Here is a 21,599-nt window from a genome sequence, read left to right on the forward strand (position 1 = left end):
ATTTTTCTTCAGATGCCTTATTGATTTAATTTATGATAAAACTTATAATTATATAATTGACAATTGAAGATCTTTGTAAAAATCCAGTTGAGAGAATTGGTTATAAACTATAATAGTAAGATTTAAGTTGGATTTATATGACTTGGAGGAGATAAAATGGATAAAAATTGGATAGAGGTTACTGTAATAACTAGTAGTGAAGCTACGGAAGCAGTATCAGGCTTTTTTTATAATTGCGATGTCAAGGGAGTATCTATAGAGGATTCTGAGGATGTAGAGTTTAAAAAGAAAAATCCAGGCTACTGGGATTATTTTGATGAAGCCGTATTGAATATAAAAGAAGGAGCAGTAGTAAAAGGATACTTCAAAGAGGATGAAAGCTTTAGTGAAACATTAAAATATATAGAAGAAAGCGTAGAAAAACTACCGGAATTTGGGTTCTCAAAAGGGGAAGGTATAGTAACATCAAATAAGGTGAATGAAGAGCAATGGGAAAATAATTGGAAAAAATATTATAAGCCAACAAAGATAGGTGAGAAGATAGTAATAAAGCCTATTTGGGAAAATTACGAAAAAACTAATGATGAATTAGTAATAGAGTTGGATCCAGGTATGGCATTTGGGACTGGAACCCATGAAACTACTAGAATGTGTATAAAAGCTTTAGAGAAATATACTAAAAAAGAATATACAGTATTTGACATAGGTACAGGTTCAGGTATACTTTCTATAGCAGCTGCTAAGCTTGGTGCCAAGAAAGTAGTAGGAGTAGATTTAGATCCAGTAGCGGTAGAGTCGGCTAAAAGTAACGTAGAATTTAATCACTTAGATAATATAGATATAGTTAATGGTGATTTAATGGAAGTAGTTGAAGGAAGAGCACAAATAGTTATAGCTAATATAATGGCGGATATAATTATGTTTTTAGCTGAAGGAGTTAAAAAGTTTATAGAAGAAGATGGATATTTTATTTCATCTGGAATAATTAAAGATAAAAGAGACGCTGTAATAGAAAAATTACAGAATTTAGATTTTAAAATAGATGAAATTTTTGAAGATGGAGAATGGGTTTGTATAGTTGCTAAGAAATAGGCAAATTTAACTTTGATATTTGATAGGAGTTATGATTTATGCATAAATTTTTTGTTGATAAAAGTAATATTTGTGGGAATATTTGTATTATTAATGGTGATGATGTAAAGCATATATATAAGGTGCTGAGACTACAAAATGGAGATAATGTTAACATAAATGATTGTAAAGGAACAGAGTACTTAGGAGAGATTCAAGAGGTAAATAAAAAAGAAGTAAAGGTAGTTTTAATAAAAGAGGTAGAATTAAATAATGAGAGTCCAATTATGGTCCATTTATATCAGGGGATGCCTAAAGCTGCTAAAATGGACCTAATAGCTCAGAAATGCACAGAACTTGGAGTTAATAGTATTACACCAATTATTACTGAGAGGGTTGTAGTAAAAGGAAATGAAACTTCTGAATTTAAAAAGGTAGATAGATGGAACAGGATAGCATTAGAGGCTTGTAAACAGAGTAAAAGGAGTTCCATTCCTGAAATAAATACGCCTATAGAGTTTAAGGAATTATTGGTAGATTTAAGAGAATATGATTTGATTGTTGTTCCTTATGAGAATAAATCCAATCAAGGAATGAAATATTTAAGAAGTAAATTAGTAGATAATAAAATAAAAAGTGTAGCTATAATTATAGGACCAGAGGGTGGCTTTGAAGAAAGTGAAATAAGTACTTTAGAGGAATTAGGGGCATATATTATAACCTTAGGACCAAGAATACTTAGAACAGAAACAGCAGGTTTTGTGACACTGAGTCTTGTAATGTATGAGCTTGGAGATTTAGGAGGAAATAAATAATGAAAGTTGCACTAGCAACATTAGGATGTAGAGTTAATGTATATGAGTCAGAGGCTATGACTGAGAAATTTATTAAAGAAGGATATGAAGTAGTAGGATTTGAAGAGTATGCTGATGTATATGTAATTAATACTTGTACTGTAACCAATATGGGGGATAAAAAATCACGTCAAATGATAAGTAGAGCTAGGCGTAAAAATGAAGACGCTATTATTGCAGTGGTAGGATGTTATTCTCAGATTGCTTCTGAAGAAATTTCTAAGATATCCGGAGTAGATGTAGTATTAGGTACAAGAAATAAAGGTGACATAGTATATTGGGTAAATAGAGCTAGAGAAGAAAAATCTCAAGTTGTAGAGGTAAATGATGTTTTAAAAAATAAAGAATTTGAAAATTTATCTATTGAAGATTATCAAGATAAAACAAGGGCTTTTTTAAAAATTCAAGATGGCTGTAACAGGTTCTGTTCTTATTGCTTGATTCCTTTTGCTAGAGGAGCTGTGTGTAGCAAAAAACCTGAAAGAATAATAAGTGAAGTGAAAGAACTTTCTAAGAATGGATTTAAGGAAATAATATTATCAGGAGTCCATACCGCTTCTTATGGAGTAGATTTAAAGGGTGATTGGAATCTTGTGAAAATTCTTGAAGAAATAGATAAAATACATGGAATAGAAAGAATAAGAATAGGTTCTATAGATCCTACGTTTTTCACAGAAGAAGTTATAGATAGAATATCACTACTTAAGAATTTGTGTCCTCATTTTCATCTTTCTCTTCAAAGTGGATGCAATGGAACACTAAAAAGGATGAATAGGCATTACACTACAGAGATTTATAAAGAGGTAGTAGAAAATCTTAGAAAGAGACTAAAAGATGTTTCTATAACCACAGATATTATAGTAGGGTTTCCAGGAGAATCTGAAGAAGAATTTGAGTTAACTTATAAATTTTTGAAGGATATAAAATTAAGTAAGATGCATATATTTAAATATAGCGAAAGAGAAGGTACAAAAGCAGCTACTATGCCTTTTCAAGTTGATGGAAAATTAAAGGAACAGCGAAGTAAAAAATTAATAAATCTTAATGAAAATTTAGAAAAAGAATTTATGGCAATTTATATAGATAGAAATATGAGAGTTTTATATGAAGAAGAGCTTACAAATAATAAAAATTATTTTGTTGGATATACTGAAAATTACATTAAAGTAATCACTTATAGTGAAGAAGATTTAAGAGGGAAAGTAATTAATACAAAACTTACTCATATTCAAGGTGAACATATGGATGGAATTATATAATTAGAGGTACCTTTAGCATAATTATTAATATATTATATTAGAAGTATGTTAAAAAGAAAAATAAAGGAAAAAATCATAAAATGTAGAAATACATATATATCAATATTTTATAAATTGGAGGTGATTTCATGGAGAATTGTTTATTTTGTAAGATAGCAAAAGGGGAAATTCCATCTTCAAAGATTTACGAGGATGAAAAAATTTTAGTATTTAAAGATATAAGTCCTGAAGCCCCAGTGCATATATTAATTATACCAAAGGATCATATAACTTCTTTGAATTATATAAATGCCGAGAATAATCATATAATTTCATATATATTTACTAAAATTCCTAACATAGCTAAGGAAGTTGGCATATATGAAGAAGGCTATAGGGTAGTGACTAATATAGGAGAAAAAGGTGGGCAAACAGTAAATCATCTACATTTCCACATATTAGGAGGAAGGAATTTAAAGTGGCCACCAGGTTAAATTCACTTAAAATAAAAAGTGCCGAAAATCTTGACATTACACAATGTGAATTGTATAATTGAAAATGTGCTATTTAGGCCTCGCATTGGCTACTTTTAATTAAATTTGAATTGAGCTAGCGGAGGGAGGGATAATAAATGTCAGAGATAAAAGTTGGAGAAAATGAATCATTAGAGAATGCATTAAGAAGATTTAAGAAAAAATGCGCAAGAGCTGGTGTTCTTTCAGAAGTTAGAAAGAGAGAACATTATGAAAAACCAAGTGTAAAAAGAAAGAAAAAATCAGAAGCTGCTAGAAAGAGAAAATTCAAGTAGGATTTTGAAAGAAGGTTGTTTTAAGAATGTCATTCCTTAAGGAAAAATTACAGGAAGACTGGAAAAATGCTCTTAAACAAAAAGATAAATTTAGAGCAAGTGTAATTAGCATGGCTAAAGCAGCTATTTTATTAGTTGAAAAGGCTGGCGCTTCAAATCTTAATGATGAAGAAATTATTGAGATTTTAGCTAAGGAAGTAAAACAAAGACGTGATGCTTTGGTGGAATTTGAAAAAGGCAATAGACAAGACTTAGTTGACGATACTAATCGTGAAATAGAAATCTTGCTACAATACCTTCCTCAGCAGTTAACAGAAGATGAAATTCGAGAAATTGTTATAGAGTCAGCCCAAAAACTTGGCGCTAGTAGCATGAAAGATATGGGAAAAATTATGTCTGATATAAGACCTAAAGTAAATGGTCGTGCAGATGGAAAAATTATAAGTCAAATAGTTAAAGAATATTTGAATAAATAGAAAGAACTCAGCATATGCTGAGTTCTTTTAAATTTATTCAAATATATAAGTTGGTTTTATTTTAAATGAGAGTAATTTATCAATATTAAAACTCATAAAATTAAAAGAGGTGCTATGAAATTTTATGAGTTTGAGGTGATAAAGTTGGGAAGCAAATTTGATAGAATGAAAGAGAAGTTAATAAGTGAATTAGAATTGCCAGAAGATATAGCTTTAAATCTACCCAAAATAACAGTTGTAGCAAAAAAAGAAATTACTATAGAAAACCATAAGGGAATAATAAAATTTGATGAGAGAGAAATAATAGTAAATACTTCTTTAGGAGCTATAAAAATATGGGGTGAAAATCTTATAATTATTTTTGTGGGAGGAAACACAATAACTATAAGTGGAATATTTAAGGCTATTGTGTATGAAAATTATGAAGAAATTAGATAATTTTAAAAAAAGCTATATTATAGTAAGGATAGAAAGTATATATAACGAAAAAATATTAAACTATTTGTGGAAGAACTCCATAGAAATAAGAAAAATTAAGAAGAATAATGCATACTCTATGAATTTACAAATAAAATTAAAGGATTATAATTACTTAAGAGATATAGTTAGTAAGTCAAAGGGAAAAATGAAGATAATAGATAGAAGGGGTGCTGATTTTCTAAAAATAAAATTAGGAAGAAGAAAGCTACTTATGGGTGGAATAGTAATATTTCTTGGAATAATTTATTATTTATCGGGGTTTATTTGGGAAGTTAATATTAAGACTGATAAATATCTATCACCACTAGAAGTTAGAAATCTATTAAAGAGTTATGATATTATGATAGGAAGTAGAAAAAGCTCACTAGATATGCAAAAATTAGAGGAGAATATCATTAGAGATATAGATGAAGTAATGTGGGTAAAAACCAGAATAGCCGGTTCTAAATTGTCTGTAGAGATAATAGAAAGGCAAGAACCTCCAACTATAGCGGAAAAAAAATACACAGGAAATATAGTGGCTTCTAAAGATGGAATTATAAATAGAATATATGCCAAAGCTGGTACCTCAGTTAAAATGCCTGGTGATATAGTAAAGGCTGGAGATTTAATAGTTATGGGACAAGAAGGTAAGGAGGGTATGGAATTTAGTGTTAAGGCTGAAGGAAAAGTATATGCCACTACGTTTTATGAAGAAACCAAGGAAGATCCTGTGGAGACTATTGAGAGAAGGAAAACAGGAAAATATTTTAGGAATTATTATATAAATATAAAAAATAAAAAGGTTTATATAAAAAATTCATTAAACAACTTTACAAATTATGATAAAATAGAAAATAAAAATAAATTTTTAAATGAAGAAACTTATTATGAAATTGAAGAAATAAAGGTTCCTATAAATCCACAAGAAATAATTAGGGAATTAGAGAACAAAATTAAATTAAATTTGGACAAATCAACAAAAGTTCTAAGTGTGATCCCAGAAGTAAAGAATATGAATGGTAAATATGTAGTTAGAGTAATAATGACTGTAGAAGAAAATATTGCAAAAGAGCAAAGTGAAGTTAGTGGAAGAGGTACTGAAACGTCTAAATAATGAGGTTCTTTATATTTAGAGGGTGAAAAATATGGGATATAAAAAAATATATAAAAAAATTAAGTTACCTAAGTTAAAACCCTATATAATATTTATAGGGACTATGATTATAATCTATATGATTTTAAGTTCAACATTAGTGACGAAAAAATACAATTTACGGCCAGGTGATATTGCAAGATTTGATATAAAAGCTTCAAGAGATGTAGAGGATAAAATATCTACACAAAAAAATATAGAAGAAGAGCTTAAACATATACAAGAATTATATACTTACGATGCTAATATTAGAAAGAATGCAATTCAAAATATTGAAGGGCTTTTTATGGCAGTAGAGCAAGTAAATAATGATATTAATTTTAAGATTCCATCTAATGAAGAAGAAATATCACCAGAAAAGAGACAGGAAGCAGAGGATAAAATTAAGAATGACAAAATAAAATTATTGAAAGAAAAAAGTCCAATTAAAAATTTATCTGTAGACAATTATAATATATTGTTGACCTTAAGTAAATCTCAGATAGATGAGCTTAAAAATAGTATTATAGAATGTGAAAATAATTTATTTGACAGTATGCCAATTCATGAGAATAATACTGAGGAAGTTAGTAAAGCCCAAGGATATATAACGGCATATTTTAATAATACTAGCTTTTCTAAAAATTTAAAAGAGTTAGGCATGTCTATAGGATATAGTCAAGTTAAGACTACTTATTTTATTGATCATAAGAAAACAGAAGAATCAAGGCAAGAAGTGATTAAAAATGTGAAGCCAGTCATAATAAAAAAAGACCAGACTATAATCAGTGAAGGGCAACCTATAAGTGAAAATCAGATAGAGATTTTAAATGAATTAGGGCTTTTAGATAACAATAAATCTTTTTCAATAAACCTTCACTTGGCACTAATTATAATAGTAGTAGGTATTATAGGATTACAATGGATATATATGAAAGGGAAATGTAAGGAAATATATGAGGATAATGACAAATTATTAGTTATAAATATTTTAACTATCTTTACTATAATAGTTGGAAGAGCTATTGTAGGATTTTCCCCTTATGTGATTCCATTTGCCTGTGTGCCAATTCTTTTATGTGTACTAATTAATGATAGAATTTCTTTGATAATCAGTATTCTTAATGTAGTTTTTATGGCATATATTACGGAATTTTCAGTAGATGTTATATTAATAGCCTTGATAAACTCCATAGTAGCTCCAATTTTACTAAAGAGAGTGCAACAAAGAAATGATATATTATATACATCAGTAGCTATAGGTGCCATAAATATATTGTTTGCTACGGGTATAGGATATTTTTTAAATACAAATGTACCAATGATTTTAAAAAGAGCATTGTTCACTGGATTAGCTGGTATAATTTCCGGAATATTAGCTATAGGTATACTTCCGTTTTTAGAGAATATATTTCATTTAGTAACTAATATAAAACTATTAGAATTAGCAAATCCTAATAATCCTTTGATTAAAAGATTGCTATTAGAAGCTCCTGGTACATATCATCATTCTGTACTAGTGGCAAATCTTTCAGAAATGGCTGCTGAAAAAGTAGGAGCAAATCCTATTCTTACAAGAGTTGCTGCTTATTATCATGATGTTGGAAAATTAGAAAGGCCTTACTATTTTAAAGAGAATCAGCTAGGGATGGATAATCCTCATGATGATATAACTCCATCATTAAGTGCATTAATAATTATTTCACATGTAGATGATGGTGTTAAGTTAGGAGAAAAGTATGGACTTCCAAAAGCTATTATTGACGTAATAGCACAGCATCATGGAGATTCACTAGTAAAATATTTTTATATTACAATGAGAAATAATAGTGAACATCCAGATGAAGTCAAAGAGGAAGACTATAAATATAGAGGACCAGCACCTATTTCAAAGGAGGCAGCTCTGGTAATGATGGCAGATAGTGTAGAAGCAGCTGTTAGGTCTATATCAAATCCTACTAAAGAGAAAGTAGAGAGTATGGTTAATAATATCATAAAGGGGAAAATAGATGATAATCAGCTTATTAATTCAGATTTAACTTTTAAAGATATTGAATCTATAAGAGAAAGCTTTTTAAAGGTTTTGACAGGAATATATCATGAAAGAATTGAATATCCAAAAGAAAAGCTGAATAATGAGAATAAGGAGAAGGAATAATGATATATATAGATAATAGACAATGTAAAGTTCAAGTAAATGAAGAAGTAGAAAGTGTTATTGAAGAAGTAGTCCAATACACTCTAAGCGAAGAAAAAGTAAATTTAGAGTATGAGATTAGCATAATATTTGTAGATAATGAAGAGATTAGAGAAATTAATATGGATATGAGAGAAATAGATAAGGTTACAGATGTATTATCCTTTCCCATGTTAGATTATCCTAATGGTCAGGTTTTTAAGGATGTATATAGCAAGGAAAATTTGGCTCCAAGTGATTTCAATGAAGGTGTTTTAATTTTAGGAGATATGGCTATATCCATAGAGAGGGCATTAGAACAAAGTATAGAGTATGGGCATTCCTTTAAACGAGAAGTATGCTATTTAGTAGTACATTCAGTACTTCATCTTCTAGGATATGATCATATGGAGGAAAAAGATAAGGTTAAGATGAGAGAGCGAGAGGAATATATATTAAAGAACTTTAACATTAAACGATAGTTAAGCAGTAATAAATGACATGGTTATTTGCCATGTCAATTTGTTTAAGGTGGGATAATGAATGAAAGTAAAGAAACTGGTTGATAGTTTTAATTATGCTATTGAGGGAATAATATATTCTATAAGAACTCAAAGAAATATGAGAATACACATGGTAGTAGCAATGATAGTTCTCATAGGATGTTTTTTCTTTGATTTAACAAAAATGGAACTCTTAGTATTAACAATAACCATAACTATGGTTATTGTAGCAGAAATGATAAATACTGCTGTGGAAGCTGCAATAGATGCTACTACAAATTATTATCACCCCCTTGCAAAAATAGCTAAAAATGTAGCAGCAGGAGCAGTTCTAATCACTGCTTTAAATGCACTTTTAGTGGCATATATTATATTCTATGATAAGGTATTACCCTTCTCAATTACAATACTTTTAAAAATAAAGAACTTTGATTCACATATGATATTCATAATGTTAGTTATTGTGAGTATAGCCACTATAGTTGTAAAGGCTATTTATGATGAAGGAACTCCATTAAGAGGAGGAATGCCAAGTGGACATAGTGCACTAGCTTTTTCAGTGGCTACTACTATAACATTACTTACTAGTGAACCATTAATAATGATATTGGCTTTTTTACTAGCATTAATTGTAGCACAAAGTAGAGTTGACTCGGAAATTCATTCAATTATAGAGGTAACACTTGGTGGAGCTTTTGGGTGTTTACTGACTTTATTATTATACCAATTACTGGGATAAAAAGTTGATTTTATTGAAAATATATTATAAAGTGATATAATTGATGTACTAATAAGAAATTATAGTGGAGGTTAGCCTTATGGAAAATAGAGATTTAGTAAAATTAGCAATAGAAGCAAGAGAAAAAGCATATGTACCTTACTCTAATTTTGCAGTAGGAGCTGCAGTTGAAATGGAAGATGGTAAGATTTTTACGGGATGTAATATAGAAAATGCATCTTATGGAGCAACCAATTGCGCAGAGAGAACAGCTATATTTAAAGCAGTATCAGAAGGATATAAAATGATAAAAAAAATAGCTGTTGTTGGAGATATGTCAACATACACATCACCTTGCGGTATCTGTAGACAGGTCATTGCGGAATTTGCAGATAAAGACATAATTATAATAGTGATAAAAAATGAAAGTGATTATGTAATAAAAACCCTGGAAGACATTTTACCAGGAGCATTCACAAAAGAAGACTTGCTAAAATAAGGAGGAAACATATTGAAATCAGGATTTATAACAATTATAGGAAGACCAAATGTAGGAAAATCTACATTACTTAATAATTTAATGGGTGAAAAACTATCTATAGTATCTAGTAGACCACAAACTACAAGAAATAATATACAGACTATATTAACTAAAGATGAGTATCAAATAGTATTTGTTGATACTCCAGGAATGCATAAGCCAAAACATAAATTAGGTGAATATATGGTTAAAATAGCAAAAGATTCTTTAAAAGAGGTAGATTTAGTGCTTTTTCTAGTTAACCCTAGTGATGAACCTAATAGGGGAGATATATATATTCTTGAACAATTAAAAGACTGTGAAACTCCAATTTTTTTAGTATTAAATAAAATAGATGAAAATACAAATGAAAGAGTGGCTAAAACTTTAGAGGAATATTCAAAGCTTTATGATTTTAAGCAGATAATTCCTATATCAGCTATAAATGGTAAAAATACTGATAAGCTTTTAGAACTAATCTCTATGGAACTTCCAGAAGGACCAATGTATTATCCTGAAGATATGATTACTGACCAAAATGAAAGATTTATAGTTGGTGAAATCATTAGAGAAAAAGCTTTGAGACTCTTATCACAAGAGGTTCCCCATGGAATAGCTGTTGAATTAATAACTATGAAAAAAAGAGAAGATAATAGCTATCTAATAGAAGGAAATATGTTATGTGAAAAAAACTCCCATAAGGGTATTATTATTGGTAAAAATGGGAGCATGATGAAAAAAATATCCACTTATGCAAGGCAAGACATAGAGAAATTTTTAGGATGTAAAGTTACACTAAAGCTTTGGGTAAAGGTAAAGGGTGACTGGAGAGACAGTTCCTTTATGTTGAAGGAACTTGGTTATAAATAACCTTTAGGAGTGGAATTATTGAATATAGTTAAGAGCAGGGGCGTAGTAATAAAGAGTCAAGATTATAAAGAGAATGATAGATTGGTTTGGATTTTTACTGAGGAGTTTGGAAAAATATCTGCTATAGCTAAAGGAGCTAAAAAAAGTAAAAATAAGAACTTTTCTACTACTCTTCCTTTTTGCTTTGGCGAATATGTGATGTATAAAGGGAGAAATTTGTACACATTAAATGAGTCAAAAATCATAGATTCATTTCAGGATATATTGAATGATTACGATACTTTGATTTATGGTTCTTATTTTAATGAACTTATAGATATAGCTATAGAAGAAGAGCATAATTTTGAGTTATTTAGAGAACTAGTGAAATGTTTTTATATTATGAGGAATAAAGCTATAGATTTAGATATCCTAGCTAGATCTTTTGAGATGAAGGTATTAAAGGCTACTGGATATGGTATAAACCTAGATAGATGTTGTATCTGCGACAAAAAGTTAGATACTTCCAATTACATATCTTTTCAATTCTATGGAGGAGTTTGTGAAAATTGTCAAAAGATTTATGGTACAAATATATCTAAAGTTGCTTATAATGGAATAAAATTCTTAAATAAACTAGATATAGAAAAAATAGGAAGATTATCATTAGATAGAAATACTAAAGATGAAATAGCCAAGGTTTTGGAGAATTTTATAAGTAATAATTATAATAGAAAACCTAAGAGTTTATCTATGCTTAATTATTTTTCACATATAGAAAAACAGTAAGATAGTGAGGAGAGATGAATTTCATGGAAGAAATAACCTTGAAAAAGATAGATATGTTGAGAGAAAGAGCTAACTTGTCCTATGAAGAAGCTGAGGAGATACTAGAAAATTCTAATGGAGATATAATTGAAGCGCTAGTGTTTTGTGAGAGAGAAAAAGAAAAGAAAAAAAGAAAGTTTTCTAATGAAAGAATAGATATTGATGAATTTATAGAATATATTAAGTCACTAATAAAAAGTGGAAATGTTACTAGAATCATTATAAGAAATGAAAATAATATATTAGTGAACATACCAGTAAATGCAGGAATAATAGTAGGCTTTGCGTTATTATTGCAACCTATTCTAATATTAATTGGTGCAGCTACTGCAGTTGTTGTTAATTTAGAAATAGATATAATTAAAGCTGATGGTAGTGTAGAAGTAGTAAATAAGTTTGTTAAGACGACGGTAGAGAACACTGTAGATAAAGCAGGTAAGGTAACTGAGGTTATAAAGGAAAAGGCAAGCCATACTACAAAAGCTATAAAAAATAAATTAGAAAATATGAGATTTAAATAAAACTGCTCCAATGATAGTTAAAGTAGGTATAACTTTCATTGGAGCAATTACATTTTAAACAGTAATTTTATTCTATATTTTTATAATATATAGATGTAAAGTGATAAAATAAAAAGATAAAAATGGTGGAATTTGTAGTTTTATAAGCAAAAGTGTGAATTTTTCAAAAAACATAACAATTTCTATGGTATACTTTAAGAAACTTATTGAAAAATGGTAGCAGTTGTTATAATATCATATTGTAACTAAAAAGTGTAGCAAATATATAGTAGAAAATTTCTAACACATAATTTATTAATTACTATTTATTAAATTATACTGTGAAAGGTGGCGAATCAAGATTAAACTTTCACCAAGACAAGAACAAATAATAAAATTAGTTAAGGAGAATGAGCCAATAACCAGTGAGGCTATTGCTCAAAAATTAGGACTAACTAGGTCTGCACTTAGACCAGACTTATCAATACTTACTATGACGGGAATACTTCAAGCGAGACCTAAAGTTGGATATATATATGGAAAACAGTATTCAAATGAAAATACTAGTAGCCGTATAAGGAAGATAAAAGTAAAAGATGCAATGTCTAAGCCAATTTTGGTCACAGAGGAAACTACTGTATATGAGGCTATTTTGAACCTTTTTTTAAATGATGCAGGTACCCTTTTTATTGAAAATGGAGGATATCTCGTAGGTGCGGCATCAAGAAAAGATTTTATTAAGATGGCAATGGGTACTGCAGATATGCATAGAGTGCCAGTGGGTATAATAATGACTAGGATGCCTAATATAATTCATATAGGGGAAGAAGATACGGTTTTCGATGCTGCTAAGAAAATAATAGAACATCAAGTAGATTGTTTACCTGTGGTAAGAAAAGAGATTATAGGGTCAAAAGAAAATTATAAAATAGTAGGTAAAATTTCTAAAACTACAATAACAGGTATTTTTGTGAAAATGGGTGAAGACGAGTAGAAAATAAGACAATAAAACTACTACTCGTTTGACTATATATTTTATATTTAAGGGGTTGTGTAACATGGGAAATAAAAAATATGTATACCTTTTTACTGAAGGTAACGGCACAATGAAGAATATTTTAGGAGGAAAAGGAGCAAATCTTGCAGAAATGACAAGCTTAGGAATACCAGTTCCTCAAGGGTTTACTGTAACTACTGAAGCTTGTAATAAATATTATGATGATGGAAAGATAATAGCACAAGAAATAATCGATGAAATCCATAGTAAAATGACTGAGTTAGAAAAAATAAGCGGGAAACAGTTTGGAAGCTTAGAAAATCCATTACTAGTTTCTGTAAGATCAGGAGCTAGGGCTTCAATGCCAGGTATGATGGATACTATACTTAATCTAGGATTAAATGATGATACAGTTGAAGTAATGGCTAACAAAACTAATAATCCAAGATTTGCTTATGACTCTTATAGAAGATTTATTCAAATGTTTGCTGACGTTGTAATGGAAGTTGAAAAGAGAAATTTTGAAAATATAATGGATGAAATGAAAGAAGCTAGAGGAGTTAAGTTAGATACTGAATTAACAGCAGAAGATTTAAAGGAATTAGTAATTAAGTTTAAAGCTTATTATAAAGAAGCTAAGGGTGAGGAATTCCCAAGTGATCCTAAAGAACAATTAATAGCTTCTATTACTGCAGTATTTAGATCTTGGAATAACCCAAGAGCTATTGTTTATAGAAGAATGAATGATATTCCAGGAAGTTGGGGAACTGCAGTTAATGTTCAGGAAATGGTATTTGGAAATAAGGGAGAGACTTCAGGAACTGGAGTTGCATTCTCAAGAAACCCATCTACTGGAGAAAAGAAAATATTTGCTGAGTATTTAATGAATGCTCAAGGAGAAGATGTTGTTGCAGGCATTAGAACACCACAAGATATAGAGCAGTTAGAGAAAGAAAATCCAACAGTTTATAAACAGTTTATGGATATCGTTAATACCTTAGAAAACCATTACAGAGATATGCAAGATATGGAGTTTACTATTGAAGAAGGAAAACTTTATTTCTTACAAACAAGAAATGGTAAGAGAACTGCACAAGCTGCATTAAAAATAGCTGTAGATTTAGTAGAAGAAGGAATGTTAAGTAAGAGAGAAGCTGTACTTAAAGTAGAACCAAAACAGTTAGATACATTACTACATCCAAACTTTGATACTGTGGCTCTTAAAGCTGCAAAAGTTATAGCTAAAGGACTTCCAGCATCACCAGGAGCTGCTTGTGGTAAAGTTTATTACACTGCTGAAGAAGCAAAAGCTGCTCATGAAAAAGGAGAAAAAGTAATTTTAGTAAGGCTTGAAACATCACCAGAAGATATTGAAGGAATGGTAGCATCTGAGGGAATATTGACAGTTAGAGGTGGTATGACTTCTCACGCTGCGGTTGTTGCAAGAGGAATGGGAACTTGCTGTGTAGCTGGATGCGGAGAATTAAAAGTAAATGAGGAAGCTAAAACCTTTGAGGTTGGTGGAGTTGTTTATCATGAAGGAGATTATATTTCAATAGATGGTGGCACTGGAAATATTTATGCAGGACAAATCAAAACTGTGGAACCAGAAATAAGCGGATATTTTGGAATATTCATGGCATGGGCTGATGAAATAAGAGTATTAAAAGTTAGAACTAACGCAGATACTCCAAAAGATACAGCTCAAGCAATTAAATTCGGAGCTGAAGGTATAGGTCTTTGTAGAACAGAGCATATGTTCTTCGAAGCTGATAGAATAATGGCTATAAGACAAATGATAGTAGCTAAAAATGAAGGAGCAAGAAGAAAAGCACTAGAAAAACTATTACCAATTCAAAAGCAAGATTTCATTGGAATATATGAAGAATTAGTAGATAGACCAGCAACAATTAGATTTTTAGATCCACCACTACATGAGTTCCTTCCTCATGAAGATGAAGAAATAAAAGAGTTAGCAGCGGAACTAGGAATAACCTTTGAAGAATTAAAGGATACTGTAGAGTCATTACATGAGTTTAACCCAATGATGGGACATAGAGGATGTAGACTTGCAGTATCTTATCCGGAAATAGCTGAAATGCAAACAAGAGCTGTAATTGAAGCAGCTATAGATGTTAAAAGAAGAAAAGGATATGACATAGTACCAGAAATCATGATTCCACTTATAGGAGAAATAAAAGAGTTTAAATTTGTTAAAGACATAGTTACAAGAGTAGCTGATGAAATAATAAAAGAAGCTGGAATAGAGTTAAAATATATGGTTGGAACAATGATTGAGATTCCAAGAGCTACTTTGACAGCTGATGAAATAGCCAAAGAAGCTGAATTCTTCTCTTTTGGAACTAATGATTTAACTCAAATGACTTTTGGTTTCTCAAGAGATGACGCTGGAAACTTCTTAAAACATTATTATGATAAAAATATTTATGAGTTTGATCCATTCCAAAAATTAGATCAAACAGGGGTAGGTAAATTAGTTAAAATGGCTGCTGAATTAGGTAAGAAAGCAAGAGAAGACATTAAACTTGGAATATGTGGAGAGCATGGTGGAGATCCATCATCAGTTGAATTCTTCCATGAGGTGGGATTAAACTATGTATCATGTTCACCATTTAGAGTTCCAGTAGCAAGACTTGCGGCAGCTCAAGCACAGATTAAAAATCCAAGACTAACTAAATAAAATCTAAAAAATATGGGTGAAGCTCGAAAGGCTTGTATATCAAAGGTTTGAGAGCTTTAGTATAAAATAAAGCAAGGGTATTATTTCTTAGTGATTTAAGAGATAATACCCTGTTTTTTATTCAAATATTAAATCTACTAATTAATATTTTGCTTAGAAGTGTCCTTAATATAGTAAATCAAGATATTATTGTATAATTAGATTTATTTAGAATTAACAACGGTGAATCGTACCATAAGTGACGGCGGTTTTCTTCGTAAAAATTCATGTTGAAATGACATGTGAAACTTTATTTGATAACTATTCTTAATTAATCACACTAGACTGTGAAGTGAATATGAAGGAACTCGTTATTATTTTATATAAAAACTTAAGGATTAGAAACTATTAATATGAATAATAAAAAAAGGTAATTTTCGTTTGAACCCGACTATTTTTCGTGATACAATAAAGAAAACCATATAAGCGAGGATGTATCATGACCAAACATCACATCTATACAATGAGTGTCGCAAGTGTCTATCCCCATTATGTTACGAAGGCGGAGAAAAAAGGGCGTACGAAAACAGAAGTCGATGAAATCATCCGTTGGTTGACAGGATATAGCCAGGAAGAGTTAGAAGCGCAACTGGAAAAACAGACAGACTTTGAGACCTTCTTTGCGGAAGCTCCCCAACTGAATCCTTCGCGGGCTTTGATCAAAGGTGTGGTCTGCGGTGTCCGAGTGGAAGACATCGAAGAACCAACTATGCAGGAAATTCGCTATTTGGATAAGCTGATCGATGAGTTAGCAAAGGGAAAAGCGATGGATAAGATTTTGCGGAAATAATAATTAAAAACGAAGAAACACTGATTTCATATATAAAATATAAAAGAATCGGTGTTTTTTGTTGAATCGGCAATAATCTTGAAACTTCAGGAAAACGAGTCCAGTAATCCGATATTTTGGAAAAGGTACAGTGCATAAGTATAAAGTGTTCCATAATAGTAAAAAGTTGAGATGGGCCTTTAAGATAGCCGCCACTCAAGCACAGATTAAAAATCCAAGACTAACTAAATAATAAAGTAAATAGTATAAGTATAGTTTTAAAAGCATTATTCATTGGGTATTTAAGACTATATGTACTATAAAAAGTATAGGGTATTGCAACTTAATTTCGTTAATGATTTTAAATGCAATACCTTATTTTTATTAAAAATTTATATTTTGTAGCAGAATTTTAAAAGAAAAATAGTTATTATGAAGCACTTTTTGAGATAGTTATGGAACATTTCTGTGGTGCGAGTGAGATTAGAGCATAAGGGCGTAAGCAATTAATGTACGCAAATAAAATTAATATAAGTATAACTTTATAGAATAAGGGAGATATATTAACATGAGATTTAGGAAAAGCATCTTTGATCAAAAAGAGAATACAAAAGATGTTTTTGATATGACTAACTTTACATACAATAATTGGGATGATATACTAGAATCAATATTTGAGGAACCAACTATTGGATTAAATTTTATATTTATCTACAAAAGCATTCCTATGAATAGAATATAATATAAATCAAATAGGAGGTGGTAATATTTGATGAACATGGATATATTAAAAAGGATATTAGATATATGTTTATTCATAGGTTTTATAATTCCTTTATTAGACATCTTCTTAGGCACAACTACTTCAATAATTAATTTAGATTTTGATATTGATATAGATTTTGATGGATTTATTCCGTTTAATGTAATGTGCTTTTCTTTTTCATTAATAGTATTTAGTTCATGTGGATTATTTTTAATGAAGTTTATGACTAATACTATAACAGTAGTAGCATTACTAGGAGTATCTTTAATAGCTTCAATAATAGCATATACATCTGTATATAAGTTTATAGTACGTAAATTAAAATCAAATAATCCCCTAGCATTAAAATCCAGTGACTTAATAGGTATGGTAGGTATTGTAGTATTGAGAATAACACCTCTTAGTGATGGCGTTATATCATTAACAGATAGTACAGGAGCTATTATAACTTATAGAGCAACATTAAGTGCTTATGCAGGTGTTGAAGGTGAATATGTTATAAACCAAGGACAAGAAGTAATAATATCAGATTTTGATAGTGAGAAAAAAATTTGTTACGTTATATTACCGAAAGGTAAGCAATAAAAATTAAATAAATGGGGGTTATATCAATGGCAGACGTTATTTTTGGTTCAGTATCTGGAACAGTTGGACTTATAGTAATTGGATTAATACTAGTCCTTGTTGGAATATTGAGTACATGGAAAAAAGTGCCTTCAGATAAGGCGGCAGTAATTGTAGGTTTTGGGAAACCTAAAGTAGTAACTGGTGGTGGAACAGTTGTAATACCAGTAGTACAGAGAATGGATACAATTACTTTGGAAAATATTATGTTTCCAGTGGAGATTAGGCAAACAAAGACAGCTTTAGGGGTTACGATTAATGCTGAAGGAATAGTTGTAATCAAGGTTAAGAATGATGAAACCAGCATACTAGCGGCTGTACAACAGTTTAATAGTACCAAAGAAGCTGAAACAGTTAGCACTATAAGAACACAAGCATCTGAGGTATGTAAAGGTAAACTTCGTGAAATTGTATCATCAATGAGTGTTGAAGATATATACAATGATAGAGAAAGTTTTGCTGCTAAAGTACAGCAGGTAGCTGGAACTGAGTTAGGTGATATGGGGTTAGAGTTAAAGTCATTTACTATAAATGATATCACCGATGACGAAGGGTATATAGAGGCATTAGGAAAAGAGCAAATAGCTAAGGTAAAAGCAACAGCGGCAATAGCTGAGGCTGAAGCAGATAAGGAAAAGCAAATAAAAACAGCTGAAGCTATTAAGGAAAGAGAAATAAGAACAGCTGAAGCACTTAAAGAAAAGCAAATAAAAACAGCAGAAGCACGTAAAATAGGTAAGCAAGCAGAGTTGGAAGCTGAAACTCAGATAGCAGAATCAGAAAAGAACAAGGAATTAAAGATTTTAGCGTATAAGAGAGAGCAAGAAACTCAAAAAGCAGTAGCAGACGCAGCTTACAAAATACAATCAAACATTACTTCTAAAGAAGTTAAAAATACTGAAATGGACGCAGTTTTGCTTGAAAAGCAACGTAATAAGGAAATAACTGAAGCAGAAGTACAGGTAGAAATAGTAGCAGAACAAAGAAAGATAGAACTAGCACAGAAAAAAGCAGAAAGAAAAGAAGCAGAGTTATTAGAAACAGTTGTTAAACCTGCTGAAGCAGAAAGAAAAAGAAGAGAATTAGAGGCAGAAGCTAATAAATTTGAACAGGTAAAGAGAGCTGAAGCAGGAGCTGAGAAATTGAGATTAGAGGGAGAGGCGGAAGCTAAGGTTATAGAGTCAAGAGGTTTATCAGATGCAGATGCTATAAGAGCTAAAGGGTTAGCAGAAGCAGAAGCTCTTGAAAAGAAAGCTGAAGCGCTTGCTAAAATGGATGAAGCAGGTAAATTACAGATGGTTATTGAAAAATTACCAGAGATTGCAAAAGCTGTTGCAGAGCCATTATCAAGAATTGGAAATATTACTATTATAGGTGGTTCTGGAGAAGGTTCAGACGGAGTATCTAATGTAACGGGTTATACAGTTGGAGCACTTAAAGCAGTTACTGAAGCAGTTAAAGAAACTATAGGATTTGATTTAACTGATGTCATGAAATCAAATACAATTAAAGCTAAAACTGATAAAGAGATCAAAATTGATATTCAAGGATTACCTAAAAGCACCAATGAAGCTTTAGAAAAATATAATAATGCAATAAAAGATATGAAAGATGATAGTGAAGAATAGAAATAAGAAATAAAATATTAATGCAGTAGGTTGTAGTGATAATGATACATTATACAAATTACCTCAAAAAAATAAATTTAACATAACTGATTTGTCAGGTATTCATAATAGTAAAAAATAGTTGGTGGTCTTTTATGATAGCTGTAGCTCAAGCACAGATTAAAAATCCTAGATAATAAAATATAGAAAGCTAGCAGATGTTCTGCTAGCTTTCTATATTTTATTATCAAATTTAGTTTCAATATAGCTCTTAAAACCATAAGAGAAATTTAATTGGCTATGATTGTATGGGATAGATTTAGAGAGTAGAGAAACAAAGGCTTTCTTATTACAGTTATCTATGTTATTATAGTAGTCTCTAGATATTTTCCAATATTTTTGAGGAAAAGCTAGGTAGGATAAAATGTATTTATAGTCATCTAAGGTAAGGGAGTTATAACCCTCATATTGTTGAATAAAATTAATAGCTAAATCTAAATCCCAAAGGGTTGAATCTCTTCTCATTAATCTTCTTAAACAATAGGAGATGTCAAAGGAACAATAATCAGTTTTACACTTATCAAAATCAATAACATGTAGATTATGATTACATACTATTAAGTTTTTACTTACAAAGTCACTATGACATAGAGAAATAGAAAGATTGCTATAATTTATAGTTTTAGATATATCTATAGAGAATTTTGCCAGTTCTATACTGCTAAAAAAGTTATTTAAAAATAATTTAGAAAAGCTGTCATTGTATTTTTTAGCCTGTTTACTAAAAGAGATTATTTGAGAAAAGTGTTTATTAAAAGAGGCATCGACATCATTGAATCCAGTCTTATATTCACTGCCTAATATGGGTATGAAACTTTTTGAGCAGTTATGAATATGCCCCAGGGTTTTACCAGCTAGATTTACATGTTCAATTTGATCAAAGTCACATTTAAAACCATTAACCCAAGGCGTTAAAATAAATAACATATCCTTATATTCAACATATCTACTATTGCTAAGTGTAGGTAGTATACGTGGAACATGGATATCATGTCTATAAAGCCATTCAATGGAAGAATATATAAATAGTAATTCTTTAGTATTATAATAAACTTTTTTTAAACAGTAATCATTACCTGTGGAGGAAATTTTATAAACTGCTCTATGTTTTGTTGAATCTTTAAATTTAACTTCCTGAACTTCACAATCTATAAGTCCATAATGAGGAAGTACATGTTTTTTTATATTGGATTCAGTTAGTAGAGAATTAGCATTTTGCTCTATAACCATATTGGACATGCTATATACCTCCTTTAATAGTGCAAAATATTGGGGAATATAATGATATTAATAAAAGCTCCATATTACATAGGTATGTATCTCTATGTTAAAATATATCAAAATCATAAAATAAATTATAAAAAGAAGAAGAGATACCAAAGGATATATTAGACATTTTAGGGTATAATCATGGAGAGAGAATAGATGCTCTCGTGGGAAGTTGTATATTTACAACATTAAACAACATAGAAAAAGGAATTATGGAAGTAGATTTATCAGGAAAAGTAGAAGACAACTTTAAAAAATTAAGAAATTTTATATTTTCTACAGTTTATAATGGCTCATTTTTGCAAGAAGAGAGAAAAAAAGCTAAATTTATTATAAGCCATGTTTATAAGTATTTTTACAATCATACTGATGGACTTCCTGGGTTTTATAGAAATATTACAAGAACTGAAGGATTGGAACAAGGGGTTGCAGACTATATTTCTGGAATGAGTGATGAGTACTGTATACAAGTATTTAAGGATATATATATTCCTAAATAATATAGTGTATGAAAAATTATTATTAAAATAATTATTTTAATGAAGGAAAAATTCATCCCATAAAGAATAATATAATAGCAAACACTAGTAATATATATAAAAAGTTCAACTTTTAAGAAGGAAAATAAGATT

The 21,599-nt window shown here is 30.0% G+C and carries 23 protein-coding genes; 22 read left to right on the top strand and 1 reads right to left on the bottom strand.

Annotation, left to right across the window (positions count from 1 at the left end):
- Window positions 1-156: 156 nt before the first annotated feature.
- From prmA to ACI48Q_RS05980, 21 genes are all read left to right on the top strand, one after another.
- Window positions 157-1,092, top strand: a complete 936-nt coding sequence (prmA, locus tag ACI48Q_RS05880) for a 50S ribosomal protein L11 methyltransferase (RefSeq protein ID WP_474918112.1) — start codon at window positions 157-159, stop codon at window positions 1,090-1,092.
- Window positions 1,093-1,130: 38 nt separating this feature from the next.
- The gene (locus tag ACI48Q_RS05885; protein WP_474918113.1) at window positions 1,131-1,886 is read left to right on the top strand and encodes a 16S rRNA (uracil(1498)-N(3))-methyltransferase; all 756 of its coding nucleotides are present in this window, start codon (window positions 1,131-1,133) and stop codon (window positions 1,884-1,886) included.
- Window positions 1,886-3,184 carry a tRNA (N(6)-L-threonylcarbamoyladenosine(37)-C(2))-methylthiotransferase MtaB gene (mtaB, locus tag ACI48Q_RS05890; protein ID WP_474918114.1) on the top strand — a complete coding sequence of 433 codons (1,299 nt, stop codon included), beginning with the start codon at window positions 1,886-1,888 and terminating at the stop codon, window positions 3,182-3,184. Before ACI48Q_RS05885 ends, mtaB begins: the two co-directional genes overlap by 1 nt.
- 128 nt (window positions 3,185-3,312) lie before the next feature.
- Window positions 3,313-3,657: a histidine triad nucleotide-binding protein gene (locus ACI48Q_RS05895; protein ID WP_474918115.1), complete on the top strand. Its 345-nt coding sequence runs from the start codon at window positions 3,313-3,315 to the stop codon at window positions 3,655-3,657.
- Window positions 3,658-3,794: 137 nt separating this feature from the next.
- The gene (gene rpsU / locus ACI48Q_RS05900; RefSeq protein WP_010292600.1) at window positions 3,795-3,971 is read left to right on the top strand and encodes a 30S ribosomal protein S21; all 177 of its coding nucleotides are present in this window, start codon (window positions 3,795-3,797) and stop codon (window positions 3,969-3,971) included.
- A gap of 26 nt (window positions 3,972-3,997) precedes the next feature.
- Complete coding sequence (locus ACI48Q_RS05905) at window positions 3,998-4,447, top strand: GatB/YqeY domain-containing protein (protein WP_474918116.1); 450 nt, start codon at window positions 3,998-4,000, stop codon at window positions 4,445-4,447.
- Between the two features lie 114 nt (window positions 4,448-4,561).
- On the top strand, window positions 4,562-4,885 hold the full coding sequence (gene yqfC, locus ACI48Q_RS05910; RefSeq protein WP_474918117.1) for a sporulation protein YqfC: 324 nt from the start codon (window positions 4,562-4,564) through the stop codon (window positions 4,883-4,885).
- Window positions 4,869-6,023 carry a sporulation protein YqfD gene (gene yqfD, locus ACI48Q_RS05915; protein ID WP_474918118.1) on the top strand — a complete coding sequence of 385 codons (1,155 nt, stop codon included), beginning with the start codon at window positions 4,869-4,871 and terminating at the stop codon, window positions 6,021-6,023. Before yqfC ends, yqfD begins: the two co-directional genes overlap by 17 nt.
- A gap of 31 nt (window positions 6,024-6,054) precedes the next feature.
- Window positions 6,055-8,199, top strand: coding sequence for an HD family phosphohydrolase (locus ACI48Q_RS05920; RefSeq protein ID WP_474918119.1), 2,145 nt, complete (start codon window positions 6,055-6,057; stop codon window positions 8,197-8,199).
- Entirely contained in the window at window positions 8,199-8,699 is a 501-nt protein-coding gene (gene ybeY / locus ACI48Q_RS05925; protein WP_474918120.1) for an rRNA maturation RNase YbeY, read from the top strand. Before ACI48Q_RS05920 ends, ybeY begins: the two co-directional genes overlap by 1 nt.
- Before the next feature lie 61 nt (window positions 8,700-8,760).
- Window positions 8,761-9,459, top strand: a complete 699-nt coding sequence (locus ACI48Q_RS05930) for a diacylglycerol kinase (protein ID WP_474918121.1) — start codon at window positions 8,761-8,763, stop codon at window positions 9,457-9,459.
- A 79-nt stretch (window positions 9,460-9,538) separates the two neighbouring features.
- Window positions 9,539-9,937, top strand: coding sequence for a cytidine deaminase (locus ACI48Q_RS05935; RefSeq protein WP_474918122.1), 399 nt, complete (start codon window positions 9,539-9,541; stop codon window positions 9,935-9,937).
- A gap of 9 nt (window positions 9,938-9,946) precedes the next feature.
- Window positions 9,947-10,828, top strand: coding sequence for a GTPase Era (gene era / locus ACI48Q_RS05940; RefSeq protein ID WP_474918340.1), 882 nt, complete (start codon window positions 9,947-9,949; stop codon window positions 10,826-10,828).
- An 18-nt stretch (window positions 10,829-10,846) separates the two neighbouring features.
- Window positions 10,847-11,596, top strand: coding sequence for a DNA repair protein RecO (gene recO, locus ACI48Q_RS05945; protein WP_474918123.1), 750 nt, complete (start codon window positions 10,847-10,849; stop codon window positions 11,594-11,596).
- 23 nt (window positions 11,597-11,619) lie between these two features.
- Entirely contained in the window at window positions 11,620-12,156 is a 537-nt protein-coding gene (locus ACI48Q_RS05950; protein ID WP_474918124.1) for a DUF4342 domain-containing protein, read from the top strand.
- A 340-nt stretch (window positions 12,157-12,496) separates the two neighbouring features.
- A complete protein-coding gene (gene ccpN / locus ACI48Q_RS05955; RefSeq protein WP_474918341.1) occupies window positions 12,497-13,129 on the top strand; it encodes a transcriptional regulator CcpN in 633 nt (210 codons plus the stop codon).
- A 64-nt stretch (window positions 13,130-13,193) separates the two neighbouring features.
- The gene (gene ppdK / locus ACI48Q_RS05960; RefSeq protein ID WP_474918125.1) at window positions 13,194-15,833 is read left to right on the top strand and encodes a pyruvate, phosphate dikinase; all 2,640 of its coding nucleotides are present in this window, start codon (window positions 13,194-13,196) and stop codon (window positions 15,831-15,833) included.
- 478 nt (window positions 15,834-16,311) lie between these two features.
- On the top strand, window positions 16,312-16,662 hold the full coding sequence (locus ACI48Q_RS05965) for a DUF2200 domain-containing protein (protein ID WP_474918126.1): 351 nt from the start codon (window positions 16,312-16,314) through the stop codon (window positions 16,660-16,662).
- 547 nt (window positions 16,663-17,209) lie between these two features.
- Complete coding sequence (locus tag ACI48Q_RS05970) at window positions 17,210-17,383, top strand: hypothetical protein (RefSeq protein WP_474918127.1); 174 nt, start codon at window positions 17,210-17,212, stop codon at window positions 17,381-17,383.
- Window positions 17,384-17,410: 27 nt separating this feature from the next.
- Window positions 17,411-17,992 (top strand): hypothetical protein, encoded by a 582-nt coding sequence (locus ACI48Q_RS05975; RefSeq protein WP_474918128.1) that lies wholly within the window; start codon window positions 17,411-17,413, stop codon window positions 17,990-17,992.
- Window positions 17,993-18,018: 26 nt separating this feature from the next.
- Entirely contained in the window at window positions 18,019-19,659 is a 1,641-nt protein-coding gene (locus ACI48Q_RS05980; protein WP_474918129.1) for a flotillin family protein, read from the top strand.
- A 213-nt stretch (window positions 19,660-19,872) separates the two neighbouring features.
- Here the strand turns inward: ACI48Q_RS05980 and ACI48Q_RS05985 are convergent, their stop codons facing one another.
- Complete coding sequence (locus tag ACI48Q_RS05985) at window positions 19,873-20,937, bottom strand: CotS family spore coat protein (protein WP_474918130.1); 1,065 nt, start codon at window positions 20,935-20,937, stop codon at window positions 19,873-19,875.
- 194 nt (window positions 20,938-21,131) lie between these two features.
- Between ACI48Q_RS05985 and ACI48Q_RS05990 the strand changes: the two genes are divergently transcribed.
- Complete coding sequence (locus ACI48Q_RS05990) at window positions 21,132-21,467, top strand: hypothetical protein (protein ID WP_474918131.1); 336 nt, start codon at window positions 21,132-21,134, stop codon at window positions 21,465-21,467.
- The last annotated feature ends 132 nt before the right edge of the window (window positions 21,468-21,599 follow it).

The sequence above is a fragment of the Clostridium sp. LXY-7 genome, assembly GCF_056172015.1.